Source organism: Paenibacillus vortex V453, assembly GCF_000193415.1.
In the GTDB taxonomy this organism is placed as follows: Bacteria; Bacillota; Bacilli; order Paenibacillales; family Paenibacillaceae; genus Paenibacillus_AQ; species Paenibacillus_AQ glucanolyticus.
Genome location: NZ_ADHJ01000043.1, coordinates 116,240 through 129,965, shown reverse-complemented (window position 1 = coordinate 129,965; position 13,726 = coordinate 116,240). Strand labels below are relative to the sequence as shown.

Below are 13,726 nucleotides of genomic sequence, written 5' to 3'. Positions count from 1 at the left end.
GACTCAGATTAATGCAAAATGCTCATATAAGTAAAAAGTCGACCTGTCTCATAAAATTATGAGAGCAGGTCGACATTAGTAAGAATGGAATATGGCAAGAATCGGATAATGCTTATTTCTTGATAGATTGAAGCAGCATCGAGGTGTAGGCAGCGGCACCTTCCGGTTCCAGGTGAACGCTGTCGGATCGGAAATATTCAGGATGATCTTTGCTCGCCGAGTACCAATCCACGAGTGTAACCTTCGGGTTCTCGGCAGCCGCTTTTGCCAGCATGTCGTTTACGTTCTGTTCCCAATCACGAGGAACCCGTGTATTGACAAGTACAATTTGCTTAGCGGAATCCAGCGGGCGCAGAAGCGAATCGAGGTCTTTTTTCGAGAAAGCTCCGTTGGTACCCAGTCCGATAATGATGATGCCGCCATCGATACGGTTTTGAGCTTTCAATGCTGGGACAAGATCTTCAGCCTGGCGCATTTGGCGTCCAATCACCGCATCGATATGAATGCCGGGCAGTGATTTCTCCAGATAAGGGGAGACACCGAGCATGACCGAATCTCCGATGGCCGTGATTGTGGATTTAGACGATGGCCGAGCTTGCGGATCCTTATTCACCGACTTGGTATGGTTAGGGTCCTTGCCATCAGCAGAACCGCCTGAAGAATCCTTGGGTTGAGGAGGATTTTCAGACTTTATTTCCTTACCAGTCTTATCATTGTTGCCGGAATCCGTTGTCTCTGAGCTCCCATCCACTTTGTTTGTCTGATGGCTCACGGTGCCATCTCCGGCTGGAAGTGCATTGCCCGAATCTTCATTCACGATTGAATCGTTATTCCCTGGAACGGCTTCTGTATCCGGGAGGGAATCCTTCTTCGTGTCATCCCCGGAGCTTGGCTCCCTCGTCGCTTCAGGCTGCATCGAAGACACGTCCGCAGGCGGAGTAATGTTTCCACTCGTTCCTACCGGATTTCGCTGCTGTCCTTGCGGAGGAACGTCTGGGAAGGGCTCCTCTGTTTGAGACGGCTCGGGTTCTTCCAGAACCGGGTTCTCGATGTTCAGCATTGCGGCGATATCGCCAACTGTTCTTGCATCGGATACGCTGCTCATCATGCCGGTACAGAAAATACCAATTAAGATAAGCGAGCTTAGCGACACGATCCAGCCTCTTAACGATATCGAAGCCGGACGGCGGCGAACGGAACGGACCTTAAGCCATAACTTCTTCAAACCGCCGTGTCGTATCGGCTCTTCTACATACTTCCAGGATAGTGCTGCCAGTATGACACTTGCCGTAATCTGCAATACAACCTGTGGCAGGCTCAGATCTCCTGAACCGGAAGCAGGCGAGGTGAGTATCATCACAGGGTAATGCCACAAATAGATGCCATAGGAACGTACGCCTACCCATAACAGCGGTTTCCAGCTTAACAAGCGACTGATTGATGCCGCGGGATGGGCGAGTACCGCAACGAGTACGGCAGCAGCCATAGAGAAGAGGAACATGCCTCCGCGATACAGGAACGGATCGTACCGGTCCACCTGCCACATCATGAAGAGGATGATGAGCAATGCTGCAGCACCTGTCAGGTTAAGTCTGCGCCGGACGGCAGTGGATACTTGAAGGGATAACTTCCAGCTGGGCCATACGATGGCCAGCCCTGCTCCGATCAGCAGACCGAACGCCCGGGTATCCGTTCCATAGTAGACTCGGCTGGGATCTTCTCCCGGCTGGTAGATGAGCGCCATGACCAGAGCCGAGGCTGCTGCTCCGGCGGCGATAAAGCTGAACAGCTGTCCTCTGCGGGGGAACAGCTTGAGTCCCGCCAGCATGATGAGCGGCCACAGCAAGTAGAACTGCTCTTCCACGGCCAGCGACCAGAAATGCCCTAGTGGAGACGGCGGGCCAAATGATTCGAAATAGGATTGCTGCTGATAAATAAACTGCCAGTTGCTTATGTACGTAACGGCTCCCAGTACTTCGCCCCGAAGAGTGAGCAGCCGGGATCGGTCGAACAGTGTAACCCATACGACCAGGATGAACAGCATGAGCAGCATGGCCGGCAGAAGGCGCCGGAACCTTCGTATCCAGAAATCCTTCAGGTCGATCCGCCGTTGATGATGCCATTGGGATGCCAGAATATCGGTTATGAGATAACCGGATAGTACAAAGAATAAGCTGACCCCGAGAAAACCACCGCCTGCAAAACCAAAATTCCAGTGGTATCCCATAACCCCGATCAAGGCGAGGGCTCTTAGCCCATCCAGACCAGGCATGTAACGCGAATGTGGTTTATCCGATATCGGCACTGGAGATCACTCCTTTCGAAGGATCTGCACTGATGCCGCCCTGCAACAGCCGCTGCGATAATATGTAGGACATATTCTCAAACGTCTGGGTGCTGAATAGTCGATGTGTCATTTGGAACATGGTAAACCTTCCCTTTCCTTTATAGGAGGATATTTCATATTAAGGAGACCTGTATCGAAACCTGTAATACCCTGCAACTTGATGTCATAGTTAAATACTAGCATCCCCAGAAAAACAGAAGGTGACAAAAAAATGAACCTACGGCTACATTGTGATGTCAATAATAAGACAGATTTTTCATTTGAAATTACAAGCTATTGTGCTTGGTATGTGCACTCTTCGATAACAGCCTGTTAGCCGTATCGCTTCAGACCATAAGAAAGAGGAGGTCCCTGCCTCCCCTAACGTCAAGATGATGAATCAGCTCACATCTTCCTTCATTCTTTTTTGCGTACGGATTATATAGCGGCTCCTTCACGTTTGCGAAAAAAGGTTTTCAGTGCGTCGTACACTTCCCCTTTGTCTTTGATCACATGGTACATGAATTGGTCCAGCTTGATATTCTTATAGGCCGACATCAGCGTGCTGCTGCGATTGTATTGATTGACCTCGCCGTAACCGAACATATTGCTTACCTTCAGCAGCTCGCCGATGAGTTTGACGCAACGTTCATTGTCGGAAGTGAGATTATCGCCGTCCGAGAAATGGAATGGATAAATGTTGTATTGGGAAGGGGGATAACGGTGATTGATAATATCCAGCGCTTTCTGATAAGCGGATGAACATATGGTTCCGCCGCTTTCACCGCGTGTGAAGAATTCCTCCTCGGTTACTTCCTTCGCTTCGGTATGGTGGGCGATAAACACAATTTCAACCTTTTCGTACTGTTTGCGAAGGAAACGGGTCATCCAGAAGAAAAAGCTGCGTGCGCAGTATTTTTCAAAAGAGCCCATGGACCCTGAAGTATCCATCATCGCAATAATGACTGCGCTCGATTCCGGAATGACGGTATCGTCCCAGGTCTTGTAACGAAGATCGTCCGGGCTGATGCCGTGGATGCCGGGATTGCCGTCTCTGGCATTGCGTCGCAAATTCTCCAGAATGGTGCGTTTCTTGTCAATGTTGGACATGATGCCTTTTTTGCGGATGTCGTTGAACACGATGGACTGCGTCTCGATCTGCTCTTTATCCTTGGGCTGAAGCAGCGGAAGTTCCAGCTCCTCAAACAGCATGTTCTCCAATTCCTCCAGACTGACCTCGGTCTCCACGATGTCCTGGCCTGCCTGATCGCCCGCGGATTCTCCCTTTCCGGGCTGGGCCGACGAAGGGTCTCGACCGAGTACGTCTCCAACCTGGCTGTCGCCATCGCCTTGGCCGACATGCTTTTGCTTCTGATAGTTATAGATGAAACGGTATTCGTCAAGGCTTCGGATCGGAACCTTAATGATCTGTTTCCCGTCGGAGAGGATAATGTTTTCTTCGGTAATAAGGTCAGGCAGGTTGCGCTTGATCACTTCGCGAATTTTATGCTGATGACGTACCTGATCCTGATAGCCTTTGCGGTGCAGCGACCAGTCTTCACGGGATACGACAAACGAAAGGGCATCTTCATTTTGCACGGACAGTCACCTCCCAAGTGTAGCCTTGACACTGTTGCCGTCGTTTTGGCTGTAGTATTTCATTATATTCGGGAGAAAGAGCGATATGTGAGTGTGAATCCGTGTTTGCCGTGAAAAAGGACACTTCACCTGAAAATGATCAGGCAAGTGTCCCACCATGATAATGCTTAGCCGTTTAGTACAAATAGGAACAGGGCGCCGATGGTGACGATAACCACGCTGTTGACGATGGTTGCAATGACGGCAACCGCACGCTTGCGCGTTTTGGAGAAGCAGCCTACAACGCCGAGCACCAGCCCGACGATATTTACGATCATCACAAGGATGAACACAGCGGCAAGCGTCGTCATCGCTTCCATCGTTTCCTGCGTCGGCTCCAGGATCGGGCCATTTTCCGTCATATAAGGCTCAATCATCGTTGTGCCGAGTGCACCGAGCAAAATATAACCGAGCAGCGTAACGATAGACAGTATGAAGGATGCTATGCCGAATCGGGAGTGCTTTCTGTCCTCAGGGGGGATAAATGTGGTTTTAGGTTTCTGGGGTGAAGCTTGGTCCTCGGATGGGGAGGAAGGTGTTTGCTGATCCATGTACTTAATCGCTCCTAACTTGGGATACATTCTTTAATAGTCCATGCGGGTTATTCATAAAAAAAGACATCCTTATTAATCTTTCACAAAATGGCCCTGAAATCAAGTCCAGAGCGCTTTCATGCAGGTGGAAAAGCTGTGGCGAATCCGTTAAACTTAACATGATTACATAAGGACACGGTGTGTCCGTTGACAAAAGGGGTTGAAACGGCTTGAGTCGAACATTCATCGCATGGGGCTCGATCCTGATGGCGCTGTCTGTGGCCATCGGTGCTTTCGGTGCCCATATGTTAGAAGGCATGATTACGGCAGACGAGCTTGCCATTTATGAGACGGGAGTCCAATATCATATGATGCATGGACTTGCGGTCCTGATTACAGGTATTCTGGCAAAGGTACTGGGCGAATCCCGCAAGCTGTTCTGGGCGGGAGCTTTATTCATTGCAGGCACCATCATCTTCTCCGGCAGTCTCTATGTGTTAAGTATATCAGGTATAAAGTGGCTTGGGGCCATCACGCCGATTGGCGGCGTATCCTTCATCGTGGGCTGGCTGATGCTGATGTCCTCGGCGCTGTCTCGAAGAAACGCCTGATTCTCCTGAAAAACGGCTTCGCCGATCCCTTGTTGCAGGGGCGGCGAAGCCGTTTTTTAGTGGAATCCGGTTAAATGTATACCCTGTTAACTGACACTGAATTCGTCTATTTCATTAAGCTTGAAGGTATAAACCTGTTTCTCATCGACATGATAGACGTTGACCAGAAAATTGCTTTCATCATAGTTGAGAATCCGGCAGGGAAGACTTGTCTGCTTGCCGTGGCGGTTGGTTGTCAAGCGAACAAGGCGATTCTCCTTACTATATACTTTAATCCATTCAAAGGGATCGTTTCCGGTGAGTGGAGTTTGAACAGAAGGCACGCTGGCAGCGACCTTCTTTTTTTCCGGCAAGGATGTCGCAGGGGGCGGAGCGGGCTTTTCCTTATTCTGAGAAGTTGCAGAAGCCATCTTCTGAGAGGCTTTGCTGATAACGGATTTTTTCTTGGCTTGAACCAAAGTGTTGATAATCTCTCCAAGCTCCATCCCGGATTTAACCCGGAAATCGACGACTTCAGCCTTGTCGTTCAGCATTTCCAGCAAATATTGCAAAGCCAGTGCGTTGGAGGGACTCTTGACCAGAATATCAACGTTGAATAAAAAGCCGTTATCATCGGTGACAGGAATTGTGTTCATAGCTTTTATTATTCACCAGCTTTCACATTGTTTCTACTGAATCAAATATACCATAATTTTCAGATTTTCATAGTCCTAATGTCATGCGTATTTCATGATTGTTCTATTGATCTAGAGACATTCGTACCACTTGTATGCAGGAGAAGGCCCAGATATCAGAGACATTCGCACCATGTCGGTTCATGGAGAATAAACATAATTCTAAGCCGATGTGAGGGGAGGTTTATTTATATTGGTGACTTTACTGCCAATCGAAATTGAAGGACATACCGTTATGGGGGTTGAGGTTAAGCTGCCCAAAACTACGCTGCTGGCCGTATATACTTCCCGCGGCTATATTATGTGTGGTGCGCTGGATGTTGGTCTTCTGAACGAACAGCTTGCGGACCGCAAGATCATTGCCGCAAGAGCCGTTGGGGTACGCACACTCGAGCAGCTGCTGGAAGCACCGCTCGAATCCGTAACCTTGGAAGCGGAGAAATGGGGTATCCATCCAGGCTTGGCTGGCAAGGACGCGATTCTTCGGATGTTATAGGGCCTGTTTCTGGGGCTGAGGAGTGGTCCAAGCGGATCGCTCTTTTTTATATGAAATAGTTAGTAAGCTGCATTGAAGCAGCTTTGACAAGAAAAAAACGGACAATCGGGTTTTTCAACCGGTTGTCCGTTTTAGTTGAAGTGACTTGCATATGCAGCGACAGGACTATTCAAACAAACTTTTCAAGCTCTCGTGATAAGGAGCCTGTACGACGCCTTTTTCGGTAATAATTGCTGTGACATATTCATTCGGTGTGATGTCGAAGGCCGGGTTATATACTTTTACGCCTTGCGGAGCCGTGCGTTTGCCAAAACCTTCTGTGATTTCCTCGGCAGGACGCTCCTCAATCGGAATATCGGCGCCTGTCTTCGTGTTCAGATCAATCGTAGACAGCGGACAAGCCACGTAAAAAGGAATGCCGTGGGCTTTCGCCAGAACGGCTACCCCATACGTTCCGATTTTGTTGGCGACATCGCCATTTGCGGCTACACGGTCTGTACCGACGATGACTGCCTGGATCCAGCCTTTGGACATAACCATGGCGGCCATATTGTCTGCCAGCAGCGTAACGTCGATACCGGCCTGCTGAAGCTCAAAAGCGGTTAGTCGGGCGCCTTGCAGTACAGGTCTTGTCTCATCGGCGAACACCTTGATGTTCAAGCCTTGCTCATGAGCCAGATACATCGGTGCCAAGGCTGTGCCGTATTTGGCAGTTGCCAATCCGCCCGCATTGCAGTGGGTAAGGACGCCCATGCCATCCTTGAAGAAAGGCAGTGCATTTTCCCCGATCCGGCGGCATACCTCTTCATCCTCGGAACGAATGGCCTCAGCCTCAGCGAGCAATGCTGCATTTAGCGCGGCTGTATCAAGCTTATCTGCTGCGAGTTTCTCTGCAGCCAGTTTCATACGGTCCAGTGCCCAGAACAGATTGACAGCCGTCGGTCTAGAAGTGGCGAGATAAGCGCAGGTCTTTACAACTTGCTGAAGCCATCCCTCGCTGTCGTCAGCTTCGTACAGGATGCCTCCCAGCACGGCGCCGAATGCTGCCGCGATTCCAATGGCCGGTGCGCCGCGGACCTTCATGGAATGAATGCCTTCCCACACCTCCTCCGGTGTTGAAAGCTTGAGATACACAATTTCTTCCGGAAGCAATCTCTGATCAAGCAGGACCAGATGGTCCCCGCCCCAGTATACGGAGCTTAGCGGCTCATAGGTGCTGGAGTTGCCGGTAGTTATACCGCTCATATCGATACCTCATTTCCTTTAGTTGCTTGTTGAATCAAAGTCAGGATATCCTCGAAGGATTTGATGCTGCGGTGATGGCGAACAAGATTCTTGCCGATCGCCAGTGCTTTGCGCTGCGCCGCTTCTCTGGCGGTATCGTCGGCAATGGTATCGATATCCGCAACGTGGGACAGCCCAACAATGCGCCGGATCATCTTGCAGCCGGCAAATCCTGCGGTGTCCTTCAATATCTGCGATACGTAGTAGTCCTGATATCCAGGCGTACGAGACATTTCATCCAACAGGTCATCATTCCACAGCATGCGGAAGTTGCTCTCGAAGTGATTCCACACGTCGCTTGCCATTTCGAGGAGCCTTGCCTCCCGGGTCGCTTGCGTGTACTCGTCCTGGCTCCAGCCCGGCTGAGCGGCATAGTTGAGCAGCAGGTTGCCAATCACGGCGCCGATATCAAAGCCCATCGGCCCGAAATATGCAAATTCCGGGTCAATCACCTTGGTTGATTCCGGCGTGACGAAGATGCTGCCTGTGTGCAGATCCCCGTGCAGCAGGGCTTGGGCGTGAGTCAGGAACTTCTCGCGAAGCAGAGCCACTTCGAAGTGGAGAGGCAGATCCGTACGAAGCGCCTCCGCCTCATCGGCAATATGGTCCGGATAGTTATTATTGGAGGATTCGCGGTATGGATCTTCGAAGATCAGATCTTCGGTGATTTTGCATAAATCCGGATTCACAAAACGGCCGGCAAGTACTTTCTTCTCCTGTTGGTTCATCCCGAGATCCGATGTATAGAACAGCGTTCTGGCCATGAATTCGCCAATGTGCTCGGCAAACTTCGGATAGGCGATGCCCTCAATAAGGCCTTTGCGCATGATGGTATACTCGCTCAAGTCCTCCATCACGGTGTAGGCGAGCTCATCCGAATAGCCGTATACTTTCGGTACGAGGTTCGGGCAGAGGGAGTACTGCGTCTCCAGCGCCACACGTTCAATACGGGCACGGTCGAGCGACAGCGGCCAGGATTCACCTACAACTTTTGCATAAGGAACGGCTTGCTTGATAATGATACTATCAGCCGTATTTTTGGCGGTGACATGAAACACCAGATTCAGATTGCCGTCGCCGATTTCGCGGCATTCGAGTTCGGCATGGTCCGGGAAACGGCCCGGTATACTTTTTGCTAACTGTATAGCTTCTTCCGCGTTCAGCGGATGGTATGCAGACATGGATGGTCACCCCCAAATAGAATAGAAGAAAAACAAAGCCAACTTTTTTGCTTGGTATTACCTAGTATAACGTTTTTTCGCGAATTTTGTATAACTTTTTGGCAACCCTTAAGTTTGGTGAATCTGATTCGCTTCGAAGCCGTAAGGGTAAACTACAAATAGACGCCCAAGCTCAGGATGTACTTATATATTAATGAAGGAATGGCATTAGCAGAAGGTTCCAGTTACAATGGGTATACACCAATCTGCAGCATATTCCTTTGTCGCAGTACAGGGTGCATTTCATATAGAAAAGGAAGGGATTAACCATGGCAAAAACTACATCAGGCAAATCTGCAGGAAAAACAAAAAACTCCAGCTTAGAGCAGCTGTTGAACCAACAGGTCGCGAATTTCAACGTGCTCTATGTCAAACTTCATAATTATCATTGGTATGTAACAGGAGAGCAATTCTTCTCCCTTCATGTCAAGTTCGAGGAACTGTACGATGAAGTTACACTTAAAATGGATGAGGTTGCGGAGCGCCTGCTGTCGATCAAAGGCAAGCCTGCGGCAACCATGAAAGAATATTTGGAACTTGCAACGGTTCAGGAAGCTTCCGGCAACGAGGATACTCGCGGAATGGTACAAGCCCTGATTGAGGACTTTGCTACCGTATCGGAAGAGCTGACAGAAGGTATCGAAATGGCTGAGGAAGCCGGAGATGCGCCTACAGCGGATATGTTTACAGGCTTCAAGGCTGATCTTGAGAAGCATATGTGGATGCTGCGTTCTTTCCTTGGATAATTCGTGAATAATAATGTAACGATGCCATGTTCATGACTTGTATTTGCAGAGCTTTAGGGTGCTCGTCCAACGTGCGCCTGTACAGCTCAACATGATGATGACTATAACACCGTTTGTCAACGAGCGTTAACGCCGGTGACGGATGCCGTGACGACACTAGAAGCATCAGCAACTACAGGATGAGCAGAGCAGATTAAAACAGGCTTGGCCGGTCTATCGGTCAAGCCTGTTTTTTAAGTGTTTTGGTTGTCCGAATGTTGTCTCTAAAACGCTTGTCCGGTTGAAATACGTCATATTTTATTATAAAATGGCTTGAGAATCATTGATAATCAGTTTAGAATGATTATAAATAAATAATTATTTTTTATTTATGAAATCAGGGCGTCCAAATCCTGTTATCATATAGGACAAAAATACACTACCTATCTAACGGAGGGAATCTAATATGTCAACCAAGTTTGTCATTGAAGGATTGAAAGCAACAATCGAAGGCAAGGAGATCCTTAAGGGGATCAACCTTGAGATGAAGGGCGGAGAAATTCATGCCATCATGGGACCAAACGGCACAGGCAAAAGTACGTTGGCTTCCGCTTTGATGGGTCATCCTAAATATGAAGTTACAGACGGTAAAGTTTTGTTGAATGATGAAGATGTGCTGGATATGGAAGTTGATGAGCGCGCACTCGCCGGTCTGTTCCTGGCTATGCAATATCCTAGCGAAATCGCTGGTGTTACGAACTCCGACTTCCTGCGCAGCTCCATCAACGCGCGCCGCGGCGAAGGTAACGAAATCTCGTTGATCAAATTCATCCGTCAAATGGAAGGCAAAATGAAAGAGCTCGAGATGAACCCTGAGTTTGCCCATCGTTACCTGAACGAAGGCTTCTCCGGCGGTGAGAAGAAGCGTAACGAAATCCTGCAAATGATGATGCTGGATCCGAAAATTGTGATTCTTGACGAAATCGACTCCGGTCTTGATATCGATGCTTTGAGAATTGTAGCGAACGGCGTGAATGCCATGAAATCGGAAGAACGCGGTTTCTTGATTATTACCCACTACCAGCGTTTGCTTAACTATATCACGCCAGATTATGTACATGTTATGATGCAAGGCCGCATCGTGAAATCCGGCGGTCCAGAACTGGCGGAGCGTCTGGAAGCTGAGGGTTACGACTGGATTAAAGAAGAGCTGGGCATTACTGATGAAACTGTAGGTCAAGACGCGTAAATAGACGGGAGGAGGAAACGATATGACTACACAAACCATTCTTCCGGTCAACGCTGAGGCTCTGAAGGCATTGTCCGAAAGTAAACAGGAGCCGACTTGGCTGACAGACAGCCGTCTGGCTTCTCTGGAACTGGCTGGCCAGTTGGAACTGCCCAAGCTGGAGAAACAGCGTATTGAACGCTGGAACATTCAAAGCTACGGTGAATATAAAGAGAGCAAGAAACTTGCTTCCCTTGATGATCTGCCTGAACAAGTTGCTAAACTTGTAGAAGGTTCAAGAGAAGGCGGTCTGGTTATTCAACGCAACTCGGGAACCGTGCATGTAAGCTTGGCACCGGAACTTGCTGCAAAAGGCGTTATCTTTACTGATCTGGAAACAGCGGTTAAAGAGCATGCGGATTTGGTTAAACCTTATCTGCACCAAGCGCTTAAGAACGATGAGCATTCGATGGCTGCTCTGCATGCTGCGGTATGGAACGGCGGGGTGTTCCTCTATGTTCCCAAAAACGTAGAGGTGGATGTTCCGCTTCAGGCCGTTATGCTGAGTGATGATGCCGAAGCGACATTTGCTCCGCATGTTCTGGTCGTAGCGGAAGCGAACAGTCAGATTACGTATGTGGATAACTACGTATCGGATTCCCTGACTGCGCCGGTAACGCACAACGGAGCGGTGGAAGTATTCGTTAAAAATGGCGCGAAGGTTCGGTATGCTTCCGTACACCAATTGACCGGCGAGGTAACGGATGTTACATTCCGCCGCGCGGTGCTGGAGAATGATGCCTCCATCGAATGGATCGTCGGCGAGATGAATGATGGGGATACAGCAAGTGACACCATGAGTATTCTGAAGGGCAATGGCTCAACCTCCGATGCAAAAATCATTGCGGTTGGTTCCGGCTCCCAGAAGATTAACTACACGACGCAAGCGAAGCATTTTGGCAAGAGCTCTGAATCCCAGATGATTACTCGCGCGGTCATGCGTGAAGAAGCCCAGGCCATCATCAACGGAATCACCAAGATCGAGAAGGGTGCAACGAAGGCGGACGGACAACAAACCGAGCGCGTTCTGATGCTCAGCCCGAAAGCCCGCGGCGACGCGAACCCGATCCTGTTGATTGACGAGGACGATGTAACGGCAGGACACGCAGCGTCCGTCGGACAAGTGAATCGGGAGCAAGTCTATTACCTGATGTCCCGCGGTATCTCGCGTACAGTGGCTGAATCCTTGATTATATATGGCTTCTTGGCTCCGGTTGTAAGTGAAATCCCGCTTGAGGGACTTCGCGATCAGCTGCAGGGGCTTGTTGAAAGGAAGCTGGGACAATGATAGCCTCCGTCCGTAAGCAATTTCCCATCCTTCATCAGGAGATTAACGGACATCCGCTGGTATATCTCGACAATGCCGCGACATCTCAAAAGCCGCAGGTAGTCATAGATGCTGTCAAGCGGTACTACGAGTGGGAGAACTCCAATGTGCACCGCGGGGTTCATACGCTCGGCAGCCGTGCTACCGACGCTTATGAAGGAGCCAGGGAGAAGGTTGCCCGTTTCATTAATGCCGAGAGTTCGGAACAGATTATTTTTACCCGCGGTACAACGACGGCACTGAATCTGGTTGCTTCGTCGTACGCACGCTCTGTATGCGGTCCCGGGGATGAAATTGTCCTGACGGAAATGGAGCATCATAGTAATCTCATTCCGTGGCAGCAAGCGGCCCTGGCCGTTGGCGCTACGCTGAAATATATTCCTCTGCAGCCTGACGGCTCGATCAGGGTCGAGGATGTAGAGGCCATCGTTACCGAACGGACGAAGGTCGTTGCGATTGCTTACGTATCCAATGTCATGGGCATTGTGCATCCTGTAAAACAAATCGCGGAAATCGCCCATCGCCACGGTGCAGTTGTTGTGGTTGACGGCGCTCAAAGCACACCGCACATGAAGGTGGACGTTCAGGACTTGGATTGCGATTTCTACGCCTTGTCCGGCCACAAGATGTGTGCTCCAACAGGCATCGGCGCATTATACGGCAAGAAGGCGCTGCTGGAATCAATGGAGCCGATCGAATTCGGCGGCGAGATGATCAATGATGTTGGATTGTACGAATCGAATTGGAAGGAGCTCCCTTGGAAGTTTGAGGGGGGCACGCCTATCATTGCAGGGGCTGTCGGTCTTGGCGCCGCTATCGATTTCCTGGAGGAAATCGGAATGGACGCGATCGAACAGCATGAGACTCAGCTTGCGGCTTACGCTATGAACCGCATGTCCGAGATTGAAGGGATTACGATATACGGTCCACGCGAACGCAAGGTCGGTCTCGTTACATTCAATCTTGGAGACGTTCACCCGCATGATGTAGCCACGGTACTTGATGCACAAGGAATTGCGATTCGAGCAGGACATCATTGTTGTCAGCCGCTTATGCGTTGGTTAAAAGTATCATCTACGGCACGTGCGAGCTTTTATCTGTATAATACAGAGGAGGACGTTGATCGGTTAGTTAGCGCCTTAATCCAGACAAAGGAGTATTTCGGCGATGCAACTTGACGATTTGTATAGACGTGTCATCATGGATCATTATAAGAACCCCCGCAACCGCGGAAAGTTTGATGAAGATGTGGTAACCATCGATTTGAACAATCCGACTTGCGGAGATCGAATTTCCTTGCAGCTGAAGGTGGAGAACGGCGTAGTTGCCGATGCCAAATATACAGGCGAAGGCTGTTCCATCAGCATGTCTTCCGCTTCGATGATGACCGATGCTGTAAAGGGCAAGTCGCTTGATGAAGCAATTAGTCTTGCGAACCGCTTCTCCTCCCTTATGAAAGGTGAGGCCGTGGAATTTGAAGAGTACGAGGACATTGAAGCTCTATCCGGTGTTAATAAATTTCCTGCCCGCATTAAGTGTGCAACACTTGCGTGGAACGCACTCCGAAAAGGAATAGACGCGAAGTAAGCGAACGATAATAGATC

14 protein-coding genes are annotated in these 13,726 nt (G+C 49.7%); 7 read left to right on the top strand and 7 right to left on the bottom strand.

Going from position 1 to position 13,726, the window contains the following annotated elements; all coding sequences use genetic code 11:
- Positions 1-112: 112 nt before the first annotated feature.
- The 4 genes from PVOR_RS23840 to PVOR_RS23830 all read right to left on the bottom strand — a co-directional run bounded on the left by PVOR_RS23840 (position 113) and on the right by PVOR_RS23830 (position 4,515).
- The gene (locus tag PVOR_RS23840) at positions 113-2,305 is read right to left on the bottom strand and encodes an acyltransferase family protein (RefSeq protein ID WP_006212091.1); all 2,193 of its coding nucleotides are present in this window, start codon (positions 2,303-2,305) and stop codon (positions 113-115) included.
- Complete coding sequence (locus tag PVOR_RS31125) at positions 2,289-2,426, bottom strand: hypothetical protein (RefSeq protein WP_006212090.1); 138 nt, start codon at positions 2,424-2,426, stop codon at positions 2,289-2,291. The genes PVOR_RS23840 and PVOR_RS31125 overlap by 17 nt, the downstream gene beginning before the upstream one ends.
- 338 nt (positions 2,427-2,764) lie before the next feature.
- A complete protein-coding gene (gene yhbH / locus PVOR_RS23835) occupies positions 2,765-3,925 on the bottom strand; it encodes a sporulation protein YhbH (protein WP_006212088.1) in 1,161 nt (386 codons plus the stop codon).
- Positions 3,926-4,092: 167 nt separating this feature from the next.
- Complete coding sequence (locus tag PVOR_RS23830; RefSeq protein ID WP_006212087.1) at positions 4,093-4,515, bottom strand: hypothetical protein; 423 nt, start codon at positions 4,513-4,515, stop codon at positions 4,093-4,095.
- Positions 4,516-4,727: 212 nt separating this feature from the next.
- Between PVOR_RS23830 and PVOR_RS23825 the strand changes: the two genes are divergently transcribed.
- Complete coding sequence (locus PVOR_RS23825) at positions 4,728-5,108, top strand: DUF423 domain-containing protein (protein ID WP_006212086.1); 381 nt, start codon at positions 4,728-4,730, stop codon at positions 5,106-5,108.
- An 86-nt stretch (positions 5,109-5,194) separates the two neighbouring features.
- Here PVOR_RS23825 and PVOR_RS23820 read toward each other — a convergent pair whose 3' ends face one another.
- Entirely contained in the window at positions 5,195-5,743 is a 549-nt protein-coding gene (locus tag PVOR_RS23820; protein ID WP_006212085.1) for a hypothetical protein, read from the bottom strand.
- A 232-nt stretch (positions 5,744-5,975) separates the two neighbouring features.
- Here PVOR_RS23820 and PVOR_RS23815 point away from each other — a divergent pair, with 232 nt between their 5' ends.
- Positions 5,976-6,278, top strand: coding sequence for a YunC family protein (locus tag PVOR_RS23815; RefSeq protein ID WP_006212084.1), 303 nt, complete (start codon positions 5,976-5,978; stop codon positions 6,276-6,278).
- 165 nt (positions 6,279-6,443) lie between these two features.
- Here PVOR_RS23815 and mtnA read toward each other — a convergent pair whose 3' ends face one another.
- Both mtnA and mtnK read right to left on the bottom strand, forming a co-directional pair.
- A complete protein-coding gene (gene mtnA / locus PVOR_RS23810) occupies positions 6,444-7,523 on the bottom strand; it encodes an S-methyl-5-thioribose-1-phosphate isomerase (protein ID WP_006212083.1) in 1,080 nt (359 codons plus the stop codon).
- Positions 7,520-8,743, bottom strand: coding sequence for an S-methyl-5-thioribose kinase (gene mtnK, locus PVOR_RS23805; RefSeq protein ID WP_006212082.1), 1,224 nt, complete (start codon positions 8,741-8,743; stop codon positions 7,520-7,522). The genes mtnA and mtnK overlap by 4 nt, the downstream gene beginning before the upstream one ends.
- A gap of 308 nt (positions 8,744-9,051) precedes the next feature.
- On the opposite strand from mtnK, the gene PVOR_RS23800 reads away from it, so the two are divergent.
- From PVOR_RS23800 to sufU, 5 genes are all read left to right on the top strand, one after another.
- Entirely contained in the window at positions 9,052-9,528 is a 477-nt protein-coding gene (locus PVOR_RS23800) for a Dps family protein (protein WP_006212081.1), read from the top strand.
- Between the two features lie 445 nt (positions 9,529-9,973).
- Positions 9,974-10,756: a Fe-S cluster assembly ATPase SufC gene (gene sufC / locus PVOR_RS23795; RefSeq protein ID WP_006212080.1), complete on the top strand. Its 783-nt coding sequence runs from the start codon at positions 9,974-9,976 to the stop codon at positions 10,754-10,756.
- A 22-nt stretch (positions 10,757-10,778) separates the two neighbouring features.
- Complete coding sequence (gene sufD, locus PVOR_RS23790; protein WP_006212079.1) at positions 10,779-12,083, top strand: Fe-S cluster assembly protein SufD; 1,305 nt, start codon at positions 10,779-10,781, stop codon at positions 12,081-12,083.
- Positions 12,080-13,300, top strand: coding sequence for a cysteine desulfurase (locus PVOR_RS23785; protein WP_006212078.1), 1,221 nt, complete (start codon positions 12,080-12,082; stop codon positions 13,298-13,300). Before sufD ends, PVOR_RS23785 begins: the two co-directional genes overlap by 4 nt.
- The gene (gene sufU / locus PVOR_RS23780) at positions 13,290-13,709 is read left to right on the top strand and encodes a Fe-S cluster assembly sulfur transfer protein SufU (protein ID WP_006212077.1); all 420 of its coding nucleotides are present in this window, start codon (positions 13,290-13,292) and stop codon (positions 13,707-13,709) included. Before PVOR_RS23785 ends, sufU begins: the two co-directional genes overlap by 11 nt.
- Positions 13,710-13,726: the final 17 nt, after the last annotated feature.